The 16817-nt window shown below is 66.6% G+C and carries 16 protein-coding genes; 7 read left to right on the forward strand and 9 right to left on the reverse strand.

Annotated features, from left to right (window positions below):
* Nucleotides 1-42: 42 nt before the first annotated feature.
* Nucleotides 43-1707, reverse strand: a complete 1665-nt coding sequence (locus ROV95_RS14805) for a CTP synthase (protein WP_005416023.1) — start codon at nt 1705-1707, stop codon at nt 43-45.
* Between the two features lie 400 nt (nt 1708-2107).
* Nucleotides 2108-2341, reverse strand: a complete 234-nt coding sequence (locus ROV95_RS14810) for a hypothetical protein (RefSeq protein WP_019658885.1) — start codon at nt 2339-2341, stop codon at nt 2108-2110.
* A gap of 170 nt (nt 2342-2511) precedes the next feature.
* Here ROV95_RS14810 and parE point away from each other — a divergent pair, with 170 nt between their 5' ends.
* The 3 genes from parE (at nt 2512) to ROV95_RS14825 (ending at nt 6740) form a co-directional block, all read left to right on the forward strand.
* Nucleotides 2512-4401, forward strand: coding sequence for a DNA topoisomerase IV subunit B (gene parE / locus ROV95_RS14815; protein ID WP_019658886.1), 1890 nt, complete (start codon nt 2512-2514; stop codon nt 4399-4401).
* 153 nt (nt 4402-4554) lie between these two features.
* Complete coding sequence (locus tag ROV95_RS14820) at nt 4555-5133, forward strand: GNAT family protein (protein ID WP_019658887.1); 579 nt, start codon at nt 4555-4557, stop codon at nt 5131-5133.
* 110 nt (nt 5134-5243) lie between these two features.
* The gene (locus ROV95_RS14825) at nt 5244-6740 is read left to right on the forward strand and encodes a S10 family peptidase (RefSeq protein ID WP_312545056.1); all 1497 of its coding nucleotides are present in this window, start codon (nt 5244-5246) and stop codon (nt 6738-6740) included.
* A 406-nt stretch (nt 6741-7146) separates the two neighbouring features.
* Here the strand turns inward: ROV95_RS14825 and ROV95_RS14830 are convergent, their stop codons facing one another.
* Both ROV95_RS14830 and ROV95_RS14835 read right to left on the reverse strand, forming a co-directional pair.
* Complete coding sequence (locus ROV95_RS14830) at nt 7147-8268, reverse strand: inorganic phosphate transporter (protein WP_019658889.1); 1122 nt, start codon at nt 8266-8268, stop codon at nt 7147-7149.
* Nucleotides 8269-8281: 13 nt separating this feature from the next.
* Entirely contained in the window at nt 8282-8908 is a 627-nt protein-coding gene (locus tag ROV95_RS14835) for a DUF47 family protein (protein WP_004152833.1), read from the reverse strand.
* A gap of 292 nt (nt 8909-9200) precedes the next feature.
* Here ROV95_RS14835 and ROV95_RS14840 point away from each other — a divergent pair, with 292 nt between their 5' ends.
* Together ROV95_RS14840 and ROV95_RS14845 are read left to right on the forward strand one after the other, a co-directional pair.
* Complete coding sequence (locus ROV95_RS14840) at nt 9201-10505, forward strand: hemolysin family protein (RefSeq protein ID WP_005416017.1); 1305 nt, start codon at nt 9201-9203, stop codon at nt 10503-10505.
* Entirely contained in the window at nt 10489-11148 is a 660-nt protein-coding gene (locus ROV95_RS14845) for an exopolysaccharide biosynthesis protein (RefSeq protein WP_111103058.1), read from the forward strand. The genes ROV95_RS14840 and ROV95_RS14845 overlap by 17 nt, the downstream gene beginning before the upstream one ends.
* A gap of 90 nt (nt 11149-11238) precedes the next feature.
* Here ROV95_RS14845 and ROV95_RS14850 read toward each other — a convergent pair whose 3' ends face one another.
* The 4 genes from ROV95_RS14850 to ROV95_RS14865 form a co-directional block, all read right to left on the reverse strand.
* On the reverse strand, nt 11239-11736 hold the full coding sequence (locus ROV95_RS14850; protein WP_111103060.1) for a pyridoxamine 5'-phosphate oxidase family protein: 498 nt from the start codon (nt 11734-11736) through the stop codon (nt 11239-11241).
* 69 nt (nt 11737-11805) lie between these two features.
* The gene (locus tag ROV95_RS14855; protein WP_312545059.1) at nt 11806-12801 is read right to left on the reverse strand and encodes an LLM class flavin-dependent oxidoreductase; all 996 of its coding nucleotides are present in this window, start codon (nt 12799-12801) and stop codon (nt 11806-11808) included.
* Nucleotides 12802-13002: 201 nt separating this feature from the next.
* Nucleotides 13003-13770 (reverse strand): sulfurtransferase, encoded by a 768-nt coding sequence (locus ROV95_RS14860; protein ID WP_019658894.1) that lies wholly within the window; start codon nt 13768-13770, stop codon nt 13003-13005.
* Between the two features lie 287 nt (nt 13771-14057).
* Nucleotides 14058-14423: a DUF6164 family protein gene (locus tag ROV95_RS14865; RefSeq protein ID WP_021204401.1), complete on the reverse strand. Its 366-nt coding sequence runs from the start codon at nt 14421-14423 to the stop codon at nt 14058-14060.
* A gap of 70 nt (nt 14424-14493) precedes the next feature.
* Between ROV95_RS14865 and ROV95_RS14870 the strand changes: the two genes are divergently transcribed.
* Together ROV95_RS14870 and ROV95_RS14875 are read left to right on the forward strand one after the other, a co-directional pair.
* Nucleotides 14494-14928: an FKBP-type peptidyl-prolyl cis-trans isomerase gene (locus ROV95_RS14870; protein WP_134729552.1), complete on the forward strand. Its 435-nt coding sequence runs from the start codon at nt 14494-14496 to the stop codon at nt 14926-14928.
* Nucleotides 14915-16162, forward strand: a complete 1248-nt coding sequence (locus tag ROV95_RS14875) for a TIGR03862 family flavoprotein (protein WP_134729550.1) — start codon at nt 14915-14917, stop codon at nt 16160-16162. The genes ROV95_RS14870 and ROV95_RS14875 overlap by 14 nt, the downstream gene beginning before the upstream one ends.
* Nucleotides 16163-16284: 122 nt before the next feature.
* Here the strand turns inward: ROV95_RS14875 and ROV95_RS14880 are convergent, their stop codons facing one another.
* Nucleotides 16285-16746 (reverse strand): GNAT family N-acetyltransferase, encoded by a 462-nt coding sequence (locus tag ROV95_RS14880; protein ID WP_111102018.1) that lies wholly within the window; start codon nt 16744-16746, stop codon nt 16285-16287.
* Nucleotides 16747-16817: the final 71 nt, after the last annotated feature.

A 16817-nucleotide genomic window follows, 5' to 3' on the forward strand; every position in this document is an offset into this window, starting at 1 on the left:
GTTGAAGCATGCAGGATGGGGGCCGAAGCCCCCATTCACAAGTCAGGCGCGCGCTTCGGAAAGCAGCTTGCCGCCGGCCTTGCGCTCGCGCGCGGCACGGATGAAACCGATGAACAGCGGGTGGCCGTCACGCGGCGTGGACAGGAATTCCGGGTGCGCCTGGCAGGCCAGGAACCACGGGTGGGCATCGCGCGGCAGCTCGACCACTTCCACCAGGGTGTCGTCCATCGACTTGCCGGCGATCACCAAGCCCGCATCTTCCAGCTGGGTGCGGTAACGGTTGTTGAACTCGTAGCGGTGGCGGTGGCGCTCGGCGACCACGTCCTTGCCGTACAGCTCGCGGGCCAGCGTGCCCGGCTTCAGGCGTTGTTCCTGCAGGCCCAGGCGCATGGTGCCGCCGAGGTCGCTCTTGTCGTCACGCTTCTCGACATCGCCGCTGGCGGTGCGCCATTCGGTGATCAGGCCGATCACCGGGTTCGGCGACTGGCGATCGTTCTCGGTGCTGTTGGCACCTTCCAGGCCGACCACGTTGCGCGCGTAATCGACCACCGCCGCCTGCATGCCGTAGCAGATGCCGAAGTACGGCACCTGCTGCTCGCGGGCGAACTTCGAGGTCAGCACCTTGCCTTCAAAGCCGCGGTCACCGAAGCCACCCGGTACCAGGATGCCGTCGACATCGGCCAGTGCAGCCATGTCGGTGCCTTCCAGGTCCTGTGCTTCCAGCCACTTCAGGTTGACCTTGGTGCGCTGGCGCAGGCCACCGTGCTTCAGTGCCTCGCCGACCGACTTGTAGGCATCCTGGTGATCGACGTACTTGCCGACCACGGCGATGGTCACTTCGTCCAGCGGGTGCAGGGTCGCATCGACCGCGTCTTCCCACATCGACAGGTCGACCGGACCGGCCTTGTCGGCCAGCTTCAGCTGGTTCACCACGATTTCGTCCAGGCCCTGTGCATGCAGGCCGGACGGGATGCGGTACAGCACGTCCACGTCCGGCACGCTGATCACTGCACGCTCGGAGACGTTGGTGAACTGGGCGATCTTGCGACGCTCCGAATCCGGCACCGCCTGTTCTGAACGGCACAGCAGCACGTCCGGCTGGATGCCGATCGAGCGCAGCTCCTTCACCGAGTGCTGGGTCGGCTTGGTCTTCAGCTCACCGGCGGCGCCGATGTACGGCACCAGGGTGAGGTGCATGAACAGCGCCTTCTCCGGGCCACGTTCGGTGCGCACCTGGCGGATCGCCTCCAGGAACGGCAGCGACTCGATGTCGCCCACGGTGCCGCCGATCTCGACCAGTGCCACGTCGTAGCCTTCGGTGGCTTCGTCGATGCAGCGACGGATCTCGTCGGTGATGTGCGGAATGACCTGCACGGTCGCGCCCAGGTAGTCGCCGCGGCGCTCCTTGCGGATCACGTTCTCGTAGATGCGCCCGGTGGTGACCGAGTTCTTGCGGCTCAGGCGGGTGCGCACGAAGCGCTCGTAGTGGCCCAGGTCGAGGTCGGTCTCCGCGCCGTCGTCGGTGACGTAGACCTCACCGTGCTGGAACGGGCTCATGGTGCCCGGGTCGACGTTGATGTACGGGTCGAGCTTCATCATCGTGACCTTCAGGCCACGGGCTTCAAGAATGGCGGCCAGCGACGCGGCGGCAATGCCTTTGCCGAGCGAGGACACCACGCCGCCGGTTACGAAAATCAAGGGAGTCATGGCTGCAAGCATCCTGTCTGGAAATGGAAAACGGCAGCACCACGCGCACCCGGAGGGCGGGCATGGTGCTCAGAGGGGGTTTTCCGGTTCGCTGAGGCAGCGAGGGAGGTGCGGATCCGTGCGGCGGCAGGCGCCGGACCGGAACCATCGTGCGAGGTCGGGGCGGCCGTGCCGGCCAAATCGACCGTCACCTGCGACCCGCCATGCTGGAAGCCACGCTTGGCCGCTCCAGCCCATTCGCAAATGGTGGACACGCACTTACTCCCGGAAAGCCATAGTTTACAGATTGATGGCCGCCAACCCAAGGGGCAGACGCCACGTTCCCAAAAAGAAACGCCCCGCTGAGCGGGGCGTTCCGGAGCGCAACCCTTGTCGCAAGGGCGCCTGGCAGGCTGCGGGATCAGCGCTTCTTGCGCGCTTCCTCTTCCTCTTCCTGCTGCGGGGCCGGCTGGCCCTGCGCCTTCATCTGGGCATTGGCCTGGGCCCGGCGCTTGGCCTTTGCATCGGCCTCGGCCTGGGCCTTGTCGGCCTGATCACCCTGTTGCGGGGCCGACTGGCCGGCGTTCTGCGCCACCACCAGCGGCACTGCAACGGCGGCAGCGGCCAGGATCGCAATGGTCAGCAACTTCTTCATGGAGTCCTCCTCGCGGTATGGCTTGGACGTTCTGATCCAACGGAGCGCCGGCGTTCAGATTCCAGCGGCTGCCATTTTACCCCCTCTGCGTCGCCGAGACTGAACCGCAGGCGTGCAAAATCCCGTGCCAGACCCCACACTTGCCCGTCGCTCCAAGCTTTCGAAGACAGATGAACGCCCGTTATAACGCCGCCGATATTGAAGTCCTGTCCGGCCTTGACCCGGTCAAGCGCCGTCCCGGCATGTATACCGACACCGCGCGCCCGAACCACCTGGCGCAGGAAGTGATCGACAACTCGGTGGACGAGGCCCTCGCCGGCCACGCCCGCTCGATCGAGATCACCCTGTACAAGGACGGCAGCGTGGAGGTCAGCGATGACGGCCGCGGCATGCCGGTGGACATCCATCCCGAAGAAAAGATCCCGGGCGTCGAGCTGATCCTCACCCGCCTGCATGCCGGCGGCAAGTTCAGCAACAACAACTACACCTTCTCCGGTGGTCTGCACGGCGTCGGCGTCAGCGTGGTCAACGCGCTGTCGACCCTGGTGGAAGTGCACATCAAGCGCGACGGTGCCGAACACCGCATCACCTTCCGCAATGGCGACCGCGCCACACCGCTGGAAGTAGTTGGCAGCGTCGGCAAGAAGAACACCGGTACCCGCGTGCGCTTCTGGCCGGACCCGAAGTACTTCGATACGCCGAAGTTCGCGGTGCGCGCGCTCAAGCACCTGCTGCGCGCCAAGGCCGTGCTGTGCCCGGGCCTGACCGTGAAGCTGACCGATGAAGCCACCGGTGAAGTCGATACCTGGTACTACGAAGACGGCCTGCGCGATTACCTGAAGCTGGAGCTGGGTGATCGCGAGATGCTGCCGGCCGAGCTGTTCGTCGGCAGCCTGAAGAAGGACACCGAGGTCGTGGACTGGGCAGTGGCCTGGCTGCCGGAAGGCGAGCTGGTGCAGGAAAGCTACGTCAACCTGATCCCCACCGCCCAGCACGGCACCCATGTCAACGGCCTGCGTACCGGCCTGACCGAGGCGCTGCGCGAGTTCTGCGACTTCCGCAACCTGCTGCCGCGTGGCGTCAAGCTGGCCCCGGAAGACGTGTGGGACCGCGTGTCGTTCGTGCTGTCGCTGAAGATGACCGACCCGCAGTTCAGCGGACAGACCAAGGAACGCCTGTCCTCACGCCAGGCGGCCGGCTTCATCGAAGGTGCCGCCCATGATGCCTTCAGCCTGCTGCTCAACCAGAACGTGGAGCTGGGCGAGAAGATCGCGCAGATCGCCATCGAGCGCGCCAGCGCCCGCCTGAAGACCGAAAAGCTGGTCGTCCGCAAGAAGGTCACCCAGGGCCCGGCCCTGCCCGGCAAGCTGGCCGACTGCATCAGCCAGGACCTGTCGCGCACCGAGCTGTTCCTGGTGGAAGGTGATTCGGCAGGCGGCAGCGCCAAGCAGGCCCGCGACAAGGATTTCCAGGCCATCATGCCGTTGCGCGGCAAGATCCTGAACACCTGGGAGGTTTCCTCCAACAGCGTGCTGGCCTCGGAAGAAGTGCACAACCTGGCGATCGCGATCGGCTGCGACCCGGGCAAGGACGACATCAGCGGCCTGCGCTACGGCAAGGTCATCATCCTGGCCGACGCGGACTCCGACGGCCTGCACATCGCAACACTGCTGACCGCGCTGTTCCTCAGGCACTTCCCTGCGCTGGTCGATGCCGGCCACGTGTTCGTGGCCATGCCGCCACTGTTCCGCATCGACGTGGGCAAGCAGGTGTTCTATGCCCTGGACGAGGAAGAAAAGCGCTCGATGCTGGACAAGATCGAACGCGAGAAGATCAAGGGCGCCATCAACGTGACCCGCTTCAAGGGCCTGGGCGAGATGAACCCGCCTCAGCTGCGTGAATCGACCATCCACCCCGATACGCGCCGGCTGGTGCAGCTGACCGTGGACGATCGCGAGCAGACAAGCTCGCTGATGGACATGCTGCTGGCCAAGAAGCGCGCCTCCGACCGCAAGGGCTGGCTGGAGTCGAAGGGCGACCTGGCTTCGCTGGAAGTCTGACTCCCGCAGCCCTCCTGTAGAGCCGAGCCCACGCTCGGCTGCATTCCGCGCCGTGCCGGGCAGCCGAGCATCGGCTCGGCTCTACAGAGATCCCACTCCCATCGGCAAACCCGGCGGCGCCATAATGCGCGTCCATCCGTGTGGACCAACGTATTGGCCAGCCACTCCCTGCTGTTTCCCGGCCTGCCGCTGCACAGCGCGCGCCTCGTCCTGAGCCCGATCCGCCGCGACGATGCGGCCGCCCTGTTCGCAATCCAGTCCGATCCGGACGTGATGCGGTTCTGGAACCATCCTGCATGGACACGACCGTCCGAGGCACGCGCGCAGATCGACGATGACCTGGCGGCACAGGCCACCGGCACCCAGCTCAAGCTGGCCGTGCGCGAAACGCTGGACGGCCCGTTGCTGGGCATCTGCGTGGTGTTTGCGTTGGACCGCGATGCGGCACGCGCCGAGATCGGCTACCTGCTGGCACCGGATCGCCAGGGCCAGGGCTACATGCACGAGGCCCTGCAGCAGGTACTGGCCTACCTGTTCGGCACCCTCCACCTGCATCGCGTGGAAGCCGAGATCGACCCGCGCAACGCACCCTCCGCGCACGTGCTCGAACGCCTGGGCTTCCGCCGCGAGGGAGTGCTGCGCCAGCGCTGGCGGATCCAGGGGGAACTGGCCGACTCGGCCGTCTATGGCCTGCTGGCCGATGACGAAGCGGCCGCCACCCTGCCCGCTTGACCCAATCTGGCCAGTAGCGGGCTCAACGCACGGCCATGCCTTTGGACACATACGACATGGGCCGCCACCGGCCTAGCATCGGAATCCCCTTCCGCTGCCCACCCGGTGCCATGAAGTCCCTGCTGCACACTGCCGCGCTCTGCGTCGGCCTGCTCATCGCCCCAGCCAGCGTGCTGGCCGCGCCTGATGCCGACGCCAAGCCCGATCCGAAAGACGACAAGACCGAGGCACCTGCGTTGCCCGCAGACGCCTCAGCCCGCCAGAGCATGCGCCTGGCCGGCCGCACCCTGGACTACACCGCCACCGTCGGCACCCTGCCGGTACGCGATGCCAAGGGCAATGTGATCGCCGATGTGGTGTTCACCGCCTACACGATGCCGGGCAAGGACCGGCCGGTGACCTTCGCGCTCAATGGCGGCCCCGGTGCGTCGTCGGTGTACCTCAACATGGGCGCGATCGGGCCCAAGGTGGTGACCTTCGGCTCCGAGGGTGACAGCGCGTCGGCGCCGGCCACGCTGCACGACAACCCCGGCACCTGGCTGGACTTCACCGATCTGGTGTTCATCGATCCGGTCGGCACCGGCTTCAGCCGCGCGCGGATCGGCGACGATGAAGCGAAGAAGGCACTGTACAACCCCAGCGCCGACATCGAATACCTGTCACGCTCGATCTACGACTGGCTGCTGCGCAACCAGCGCATGGCGTCGCGCAAGTACCTGACTGGCGAGAGCTACGGCGGCTATCGCGGCCCGCGCATCACCCACTACCTGCAGACCCGGCTGGGCGTGGCGATGAACGGCCTGGTACTGGTCTCGCCGTACCTGAGCCCGACCCTGGAAGACAACGCCGATGTCTCGCCGATGGCGTGGATGCAGACCCTGCCGTCGATCGCCGCCGCGCACCTGGAGCGCCAGGGCAAACTGACCGATGCAGCGATGCGCGAAGTAGTGGAATACACCCGTGGCGACTACGCCACCGCCCTGATGAAAGGCCGTAGCGATCCGCAGGCAACCGAGGCGATGCTGCGCCGGGTGACCGAACTGACCGGCCTGGAGCCGCAGTTCGTGCGCCGTGCCGGTGGCCGCCTGGAAACGCAGGCCTACCTGCGCGAAGTATTCCGCGGCAAGGGCACGCTGGGCAGCCGTTACGACTCCAACGTGACCGCGTTCGATCCATTCCCGAACGATCCGGAGCAGCGCGCCAACGATCCGCTGCTGGACAGCATCATCGCGCCGACCACCACGGCGATGGTCGACTTCGTGACGCGCGTGGTCGGCTGGAAGGTGGACGCGCGGTACCAGGCGCTGAACTACGACGTGAACCGGCTGTGGGACCGCAATGGCGAGCTGCGCGATGGCGCGGTGACCCAGCTGCGCCAGGCCGTGGCGATCGACCCGCACCTGCAGGTGCTGATCGTGCATGGCTGGAACGACCTGTCGTGCCCGTTCATGGGTTCGATCCTGACCGTGGACCAGATGCCGACGATGGGCAGCAATCCGGACCGGGTGCAGGTGCGCAGTTATCCGGGCGGGCACATGTTCTACAGCCGGGCCGACAGCCAGGCGGCGTTCCGGAATGATGTGAAGGCGCTGTTCCAGCGTAATTGATGGGTGGGGGCGGCCGGGCCTGCGGCCCGGCACCCGCTGGATCAACTGCAACTGCAACTGCAGCTGCGACTGCAAAGGCCTGGATTCCGTGGGATGGCGGGGTGGGATGGGAAGGCGGGGGACGGCAAAAACTGCTCCTGCGTGCCTCGTAGAGCGCCATCCATGGCGCTCTGCGCCCCCGCCTGCCCACCCCACCCCGCCTTCGACAGTTTCCGGGCGCTGTTGGTAGGTGCCGACCGTTGGTAGGCACGGGGGCGGATCCCGTTGTTTGGCAACGGGCTCTGACCCTGGTTCTGCTCAGGTAGGTGTCGACCTTGGTCGACACGGTGGGTGCGGAAAAATCCTTGCCCATGAAAAAGCCCGCCTGATATGGCGGGCTTTTTCGTTTGCAACCCTGGCGTGGCGATCAGGTCCAGCCGAACAGCTCGAACAGCTTCAGGATCAGGTACGCACAGCCGCCGGCCGCCGGGATGGTCAGGATCCAGGCCCAGACGATGCGCTCGATCACGCCGAACTTCAGCGAACGCGGGTTCTTGGCGAAGCCGACACCCATGATCGCGGTGGAGATGCTGTGCGTGGTCGAGACCGGCATGCCGAAGTGGGCCGCCAGGGTCAGGATGGTGGCCGAGCTGGTCTCCGCGGCGAAGCCGTGGATCGGGTGCAGCTTGACCATCTTGTGGCCCAGGGTCTTGATGATTTTCCAGCCACCCGAAGCGGTACCGGCCGCCATCACCACCGCGCAGGTCAGCACGATCCACATGGCGATGCCGTCACCGGCGTGCGCGTCCGGGTGCATGAAGGCCAGCCAGGACGGCAGATCGTTCAGTGCGCCGGTGGCTTCGGCACCAATCAGGGTCATCGCGATGATGCCCATGGTCTTCTGCGCGTCGTTGTGGCCGTGGGCGAAGCCCATGTAGGCCGCCGAGGCGATCTGCGCCTTGCCGAAGAAGGCATTGACGATGCGCGGGCGGGCCAGGCGGCCGATGGCGCCACCGACCTTGGCCAGGCCGGCGATCAGCGCCCACAGCAGCACCATCACCACAATGCCGAGCAGGAAGCCGGCGATCGGCGAGGTGATCATCGGCACGAACACCTTCCACAGCAGGCCCTTGTTCTGCGCCCAGCTGCCCAGGCGCTCGGACCAGATCAGGGCATCCCAGTTGTTGTGGGCCGCAGCCAGGCCGGCGCCGCAGAGGCCGCCGATCAGCGCGTGCGAGGACGAGGACGGCAGTCCCTTCCACCAGGTGATCAGGTTCCAGATGATGCCGCCCAGCAGCGCGCACAGGATCACCTGCGGGGTGACTTCCACCACGTTGGTGTTGAGCAGGCCCGAGGCGATGGTCAGCGCCACCGCCGTACCGGTCAGCGCACCGATGAGGTTCATGAAGGCGGCCAGCATCACCGCCCAGCCGGGCGAGAGCACCTTGGTCGCCACTACGGTGGCAATGGAATTGGCAGTGTCGTGGAAGCCGTTGATGAACTCGAAGACGAGCGCGGCCAGGATCACTACCAGGACAAGGGTCAACATGCGGCGGCGTCCGTCAGCTGTTCTTCAACACGATCTGGTACGCCACCACGCCAGCCTCGCGGCAACGGTCGATGGCCTTTTCCAGGATCTCGAAGAACTCCTTCAGCAGGAACATCTGCAGGTTGTCCAGGCGACCGGAGTAGATGTCGCGGTACAGCTCGAGCATCAGGCGGTCGGCCTCGTTCTCCAGCGAGCGCAGCTTCTCGTTCAGCGCGGTCATCCGGTCCAGGTTCATGTGGCGCAGGTCGGCCACCATCTCCACCACCACGCCGGCGGCCTGTTCCAGCATCGCCGCGCGCGGCGCGAAGTCGATGTGCTCCAGGTGGGTCGTGGCCAGCGAATAGCGATCGGCGAACTTCTCGATCTGCTTCGGAATCTTGTACAGGGCCGAACCCAGCGCTTCGATGTCTTCGCGCTCGATGGGGGTCATGAAGCTGTCCACCAGCGCCTGGCTGATCTTGTCCGAGGCCGCGCGTTCGCGCAGGCGGGCCAGCTTGAAGGCGTCCAGCGCGGGCTGGCGGTCGGCCTCGCGCAGCATGGAATGCAGCGCCTTGGCGGCATCGGAAGCCGCGACAGCAGCCTCATCGAGCAGGGTGTAGAACTGTTTGCCGGAACCGAAAATGGTCTGCAGAGAGAACATTGAGAAACCTGTCAGCCGTCGCGGGAAGGACGGCACCAGAGCGAATTATGACGGCTAGATGACCATCACGGGTATCCCCGCGCCCTTTCCGGGCTCTGGGAGCCCCAACCTGAACAGGCGGTTGCCACCCTGCCACGCCCCTTTGCTAAGATGCCAGCGCGCCTTCAGGCGCACCTTATGGACGACGACCCTTATCCCCCTGCGCCGCGCCGGACCCCGTTCCTGAGCGCCTGCCGCCATCGCAAGCACCCGCCCTCCCTGCCACCAACCGGGGACGACGCCCGTGTTTGAAATGATCCTGATTGTCTTCGCGCTGGTTCTGCTGAACGGCTTCTTCGCCATGTCCGAGATGTCGGTCATGACCTCGCGCAAGAGCCGCCTGAAGCAGATGGCCGCCACCTCCAAGCGCGCCGCCAAGGCGCTGGAGCTGTCGGAGAAGCCGGAGAGCTTCCTGTCCACCGTGCAGATCGGCATCACCGTGATCGGCGTACTCACCGGCTACCTCGGTGGTGATGCGATCGGCGACGCGATCGCCGGCTGGCTGCAGGGCCTGATGCCCGGCTTTGCGTACGCGCGCGAAGTAGGCACCGCCCTGGCGGTCTCGCTGATCACCTTCATCACGCTGATCTTCGGCGAACTGGTGCCCAAGCGCCTGGCCCTGACACGTTCCGAGGCCATTGCCGGCCTGGTCGCGATGCCGATGAGCTGGCTGGCCAGGCTCGCCCTGCCCTTCGTCTGGCTCCTGTCCAAGACCACCCAGCTGGTGCTGAAGGTGCTGGGCCTGGGCAAGGACGAGGCCGCGCAGGTGACTGAAGAAGAGATCCGGATGCTGGTGGCCGAGAGCCACGAGGCCGGCGTGATCGACGCCCACGAGCGCGACATGATGAACCGCGTCATGCGCCTGGGCGACCGCACCGCCGACAGCCTGATGACGCCGCGCAACCGCATCGCCTGGCTCGACACCCAGGCCGGGCTGGAGCGCAATCTGGACATCATGGCCGAGCACGAGTTCTCCCGTTACCCGGTGTACCGCGACAACGACATGGACGTGGTCGGCGTGCTGGAGCTGAAATCGCTGGCCACGCGCATGGCGCGCGGCGACAACGCGCTGTTCCAGACCCTGCGCGAACCGCTGTACGTCTCCGAATCGACCCACGCGATGAAGCTGCTGGAGATCTTCCGCGAGGAACAGCAGTCGATGGCGCTGGTGGTGGACGAGTACGGCGAGATCCAGGGCCTGGTGACCATCAGCGACCTGATGGGCGCCGTGGTCGGCCGCCTGCAGGCGGTCGAGAATGCCGACGAGGACGCCCTGGTGGTGACCCGCGAGGACGGCTCGCTGCTGGTGGACGGCTCGCTGCCGATCGAAGACCTGCGCGAGCTGATCGGAAGCAACGACCTGCCCGATGCCGAGGACGGCGATTACTACACGCTGGCCGGCATGTGCATCCACTACTTCGGCCGCATCCCGCACGCAGGCGAGTACTTCGACTGGGCCGGCTGGCGCTTCGAGGTGGTCGACCTGGACGGTGCGCGGGTGGACAAGCTGCTGCTGCGCACGTTGTCCGACGAGCAGGCCGATGAGCTCACCGCCTGAGACCGGCCAGGGCCAGGGCGCTCAGCGCGCGGCCTACCGCAACGAGGGCATCCGCACCCTGCTGGAGATGTTCGCCTCCGGCGATCCCGCCGAGCACATGCCGCTCGGCCAGATCCTCAGCAACCTGCAGCAGAGCGCGTTCGGCGTGTTCCTGTTCGTGGCGATCCTGCCCTCGTTCATCCCGATCCCGGGCATGGGGGGGGCGGTCAGCGGCCCACTGGTGGTCCTGATCGGCCTGCAGATGCTGTGTTGCCTGCGCCGCCCCTGGCTGCCCGGTTTGATTGCCCGACGCGGGCCGAAGCGCGGCACCATGCACCGCTTCCTGGACCGTATCGATCGCCCGTTGCGGCGGCTGGACAGGATGCTGAAGCCACGCCTGCCGCAGCTGCTGACACCGCTGCCCGCACACGCGTTCACTGGCCTGCTGCTGGTGTTGCTGGGCCTGCTGCTGTCGTTGCCGATTCCGTTCACCAACTTCCTGTTCGGCTTCCAGCTGCTGCTGTTCTCGCTGGCGCTGCTGGAACGCGATGGTGCGCTGATGCTGTTCAACTGGATCGCCGCACTGGTGGCGATCGCGTTCTTCGGCTTCAGTTCGGGGCAGCTGGTGGGCTATACAGTGGAGCTGTTCCAGCGCTGGTTCTGAAGCGGCATCCGGTAGAGCCGGGCTGGCCGGCTGCCACGTTTCCAGGGTTGCCGGCCAGCGGCCGGCACTACCAATACCGGACATCGGTCATCACCGAAGATCGATGAAGCCGTTGTCGGCCAGCGCCGCCGGTTCGTCCTGCACCGCCGACAGCACGAAGCTCAATGCCTTGCCCAGCAGCGTGCCCGGGCCATCCCAGTATTCGGCGCTCTCGGCGCGCACGTGGATCAGGCGCAGGTTCGGATCGTCCTTGCCACCCGGGAAGAACAGTTTCATCGCCGGCGACCACAGCTCCTCGATCTTCGCGCGGTCATCGACGACGCGGGCACGCCCGGCCACCGAGACATAGGTGTTGTTCGAGGGCGAGGCATACGCCACGTTGACCCGCGGGTCGAGCGCGATCTCGGCCACCTTCGGGCTGTCGGCGGTGATGACGAACCACAGGTCGCCGTCAAAGGCGACCTGCTGGGTGGCCAGCGGCCGACTGTAGAGCCGTCCGTCGACGCCGGTGGTGGTGAACATGGCCACCTCCACATCCTTGATCAGTTCGGCCAGCTGGTTGACGTGTTCGGCACGGGTGTCGGCCATGTGGGGGACTCCATCGGAATGAGCCCCCATCAGACCGGGCACGGCCGCAACAGCCCGTGACGCAATTGTTCAGCCCGCGTGGCGGGCGTGCCAGGCCTGCATGGTCAGTTCGAACGAGCGCAAGCGCGCGCGGTGGTCGTACAGGTTGGCGGTGAGCATCAGCTCGTCGGGCCTGTGCCGTTCGACAAACGCGGCGATGCCCTCCCCGACCTGCTGCGGATCGCCCAGCACGGTGCAGGCCAGCGCCCGCTCCACCCCCAGTTTTTCGTGCGGCTCCCAGAAGGACTCGATGTCGTCGATCGGTACCGGAATCTTGCCCGGCCGGCCACGACGCAGGTTGACGAAACTCTGCTGCTGGCTGGTGAAAAGGCGGCGCGACTCCGCCTCGCTGTCGCTGGCAACGACGTTCAGGGCCAGCATCGCGTGCGGCTGCTTCAGCGCCGCCGAGGGGCGGAACTCGCGGCGGTAGACAGCAAGGGCTTCGTCCATCGCGTCGGGTGCGAAGTGCGAGGCGAACGCATACGGCAGGCCCATCGACGCGGCCATGCGCGCGCCGAACAGGCTGGAACCGAGGATCCAGGTCGGTACCCGCAGGCCGCCACCTGGAACGGCCTGCACCGCCTGCCCCGGCTGAACCGGCTCGAAGTAGTGCAGCAGCTCGCGCACGTCCTGTGGGAACTGGTCCGCGCTGTCGAAGTAGCGGCGCAATGCACGCGCGGTCGGCTGGTCAGTACCCGGTGCGCGGCCCAGGCCCAGGTCGATCCGGTCCGGATACAGCGAGGCCAGCGTGCCGAACTGCTCGGCCACCTGCAGCGGGGCATGGTTGGGCAGCATGATGCCGCCGGCACCGACCCGGATGCGAAGGGTACCGCCGGCGACATGGCCGATCAGCACGGCGGTGGCCGCACTGGCGATGCCGGGCATGTTGTGGTGTTCGGCCAGCCAGTAGCGGCGGTAGCCCAGCGCATCGGCGTGCTGGGCCAGTTCCAGCATGTTGGCAAAGGCGGTGGTGGTGTCACTGCCCTCGCAGACCGGGGCCAGGTCAAGGATCGACAACGGGATCATCAGGCGTTTTTCCGTCACAGGATCCCCCATGCATGGGGACGACCCGGCGCAGCGGCCAGTGCCGGTGGCAGGATGCTGATTCCCGCAGCGCGGGTCCACGACTGGCTGCGCTTGATCCGGTAGAGCCGGCCGCTGGCCGGCAGGCAACGTGCCTGGCAGCCGGCCAGCGGCCGGCCTCTACCGGGGAATCGACATCCCGGCTTAGAACGCGCTGGGGCGCGGATCAGGCAACGGCTGGTCGACCATCGGCTTCAGTTCCGCATCCAGCGCAATGCGCTCATCGAACACGAAGCAGCGGCCTTCGTAGCCTTCGCCGCCCACTTCCTCGAAGTAGCCGAGGATGCCACCGTCCAGCTGCAGCACGTTGTCCATGCCGTCGTTGACCATCCACAGCGCCGCCTTCTCGCAGCGGATGCCGCCGGTGCAGAAACTGACCACGGTGCTGTCCTTCAGTGCTTCGCGGTGCGGCGCCAGCGCCTCCGGCAGGTCGGTGAACTTGTGGATGGGCAACACCAGCGCATCCTTGAAGGTGCCGTACTCCACTTCCTGCAGATTGCGCGTGTCGAGCATCACCACCGGCTTGCCGGCATCGTCATGCCCCTGCCGCAGCCAGCGCTGAACGGTGGCCGGATCCACCGCCGGCGCACGCGGATAGTCCAGCGGCTGGCCGTCATCACGGCGGAAGCTGATGATCTCGTCCTTCACCTTGGCCTTCAGCCGGGCGAACGGCTGGTGCTCGCTGAAGCTGGTCTTGACCCGCATATCGGCAAAGCGCGCGTCAGAGCGCAGCGCTGCGTAGAAACCCTCGACCGCCTCTGGCGCACCCGCCAGGAACAGGTTCAGCCCCTCGCCCGCCACCAGGATCGTGCCGCGCAGCTGTGCCGCCTCGGCACGCGCCAGCAGCTGGTCACACAGGGCCTGAGGGGCGTCGATGACGGCGAAATGGTAGGCAGCGGTATTGGCGATCATCCCGCCATTTTAGCGCCTCCCGCCCGCACAGACAGATTCAGGGGTCAGTGCCCTCTGCGCAGCAGAGGGATCCGACCCCAAGCCCGGCAGACACCCGGAATCTGTCAGGGGTGGGGCGGTGTGGGCAGGCGGGGGCGCAGAGCGCCATGGATGGCGCTCTACGAGGCACGCAGGAGCAGCGTTTGCCGTCCCCCGCCTCCCCACACCGCCCCACCCTCCCACTGAAGCCCGGCTTTTGACGTCGCCGTTGCGTCTGCGGGTGCCGGGTGCAACCCGGCCGAAACCCCTTACCCCCGCAACAGCACGAACGGCAGCAGCACCAGCGCAGCGGCAGCGGCCATCCCCAGCAGCACCAGCATTACGAACAGCGGCCGCCGCCGGAACAGGCTGCCGAAGGTCTCCGCCGTGCCATCACGCAATGCCTGCTCACGCTCGGCACGGATGCGCGGCCCGCGTTCGGCCTGGTACTCCGCCATCAGCGCCTTCGCACGTGGATGATCGGCGTCCTCGCGCAGCCACAGGCCTCCGTTGGAAATGCCCCAGGGGCTGGGTTCGGTGCGGTACCAGGCGATGCCGTGCTGGTCGAGCAGCGTGCAGACATCGGCGTATTCGTCGTCACCGACATTGCGCAGATTGAGCAGGAGTTTTGCCATGTCCCCATGATACCCGGCGCCGATGCGCTACCCTTGCCGCCCTCGACCTGCGCCCTACCGGAGACGCCCGATGCGCCGCCTGCTGCTTCCCCTGCTGCTGTCCCTCGCCGCCGCTGGCTGCTCGACCGAACCGTCCGGCCCGCCGCCCGGCGGCACCCTGACCGCCTTCGAGCGGATCGATACCGTGCCAGGTACCGGTGCTGAAGCCGTTCCCGGCAGCAAGGTCACCGTGCACTACACCGGTTGGATCTACGACAACCGTACCGAGACCAAGCACGGCAAGACCTTCGACAGCTCCTTCAAGCACGGCCAACCGTTCACCTTCGCGCTTGGCGCCGGCCAGGTCATCCGCGGCTGGGATGAGGGCGTGGCTGGCATGAAAGTTGGCGGCAAGCGCACGCTGATGATCCCGCCGGACTACGGTTACGGCGACCGCAAGGTCGGCCCGATTCCGGCCGGATCGTCGCTGGTGTTCGACGTCGAGCTGCTCGATGTCAAACCGTGATGCCGCCATGCCCCACCGCGTCGCCGTCATCGGCGGTGGCCCGGCCGGCCTGTTCGCCGCCGAGCGCCTGCGCGCCGCCGGGCTGGACGTCGACCTGTACGAGGCCAAGGGGTCGCCCGGCCGCAAATTCCTGATCGCCGGCAAGGGCGGGCTCAACCTCACCCATTCCGATCCGCGTCCGCTGTTCGACAGCCGCTACCGCGAGCAGTCCACGGCCGTGGGCCGCTGGCTGGACGACTTCGATGCGCAGGCGCTGCGCGACTGGGCCGCCGGCCTGGGCGTGGAGACCTATGTGGGCAGCTCCGGCCGCGTGTTCCCGGTCGACCGGAAGGCTGCGCCGCTGCTGCGTGGCTGGGTGCGCCGGCTGAAGGAACAGGGTGTGCGCCTGCATGCCAACCACCGCTGGATCGGCTGGGGTGAGGATGGCGCGCTGCGATTTGAAACCGAAGATGGCGCCGTTGAAGTACATGCCGATGCCACCCTGCTGGCCATGGGCGGCGGCAGCTGGCCGCAGCTGGGCAGTGACGGCGCCTGGGTCGCGCCACTGCAGGCCCGTGGCGTGGACATCGCACCACTGCAGTCGGCCAACTGCGGTTTCGACGTGGGTTGGACCCCATTCTTCGCCCAACGCAATGCCGGCGCGCCGTTGAAGCCGGTGGTCGCGCACTGGATCGACCTGGCCGGACAGCCACGGTCGCTGCAGGGCGAATGCGTGGCCAGCGAGTACGGCATCGAAGGCAGCCTGATCTATGCGATGGCGGCGGACCTGCGCGAGACCATCAACCGCGAGGGCCACGCGATGCTGTGGCTGGATCTGGTACCGGGCCGCGACGAGGCGCGCCTGCTTGCCGATCTGTCACGCCCACGCAAGGGCCGCAGCTTCGGCGAGCACCTGCGCCGCCAAGCCGGCCTGGATGCAGTGAAAGCCGCATTGGTGTTCGAGATTCTGGGTAAAGAAGCGGGCAGCGACCTGCCTGCCGTGGCGGCTACGCTCAAGCGCCTGCCGCTGCGCCTGCTGCGTCCCCGGCCGATGGCCGAGGTGATCAGCACCGCCGGCGGCGTGCGCCTGGATGCGCTGGATGATGGCCTGATGCTGCGGGCAGTGCCCGGCGTGTTCTGCGCCGGCGAGATGCTGGACTGGGAAGCGCCGACAGGTGGCTACCTGTTGACCGCGTGCTACGCCAGTGGCCTGCGTGCTGCGGAAGGCGTAATCGGGTGGCTGGCCGGGCGGTGACGCCTGCCTTGTAGCGTCGAGCCATGCTCGACGGCGTTACCTGTAGAGCCGAGCCCATGCTCGGCTTGAGTCAAAAGCAGCCGAGCGTGGGCTCGGCTCTACAGAACGCAGAAAACGAGCACTCACCACGGCCGGCGCATGCTCACTGAAGCCAGCGCCACGCCGCTGGGATGCGGGTAGGCCTCTTCGCGCACGCTGACGAACCCCTGGCGTTGATAGAACGGCACGGCGTTGAGCGAGGCCGACAGCACCACCTCACGTTCACGATCGGCCATCGCCAGCAGGCGCTGCATCAACGCCTGGCCAATGCCCTGGCCGCCATGATCCGGATTGACGAACAACGCATCGACTTCATTGGCATCGGCATCAAAGACGCCGAAGCCGAGCAGGCCACCCTGCCCGTCCTCGGCCACTACGCATCCGCCCTGCGACAACAGCCGCGCATACTGCGACGGTGGCGGCGAGGCAGACCAGGGCGCAATGACTTCGGGCGGGTAATGGCTGCTGCAGGTCTCGCGCACGCAACGCGTGCGCAGCGCCCACAACATGGCCACGTCATCCATGGTGCCGGTCCTGAACTGCATGACATCTCCTTGTAGAGCCGAGCCTATGCTCGGCTGCTTCTCGATCACGCATCGCGATGTTGGAACGAAGA

Source organism: Stenotrophomonas maltophilia group sp. msm1, from assembly GCF_032025805.1.
In the GTDB taxonomy this organism is placed as follows: Bacteria; Pseudomonadota; Gammaproteobacteria; order Xanthomonadales; family Xanthomonadaceae; genus Stenotrophomonas; species Stenotrophomonas hibiscicola.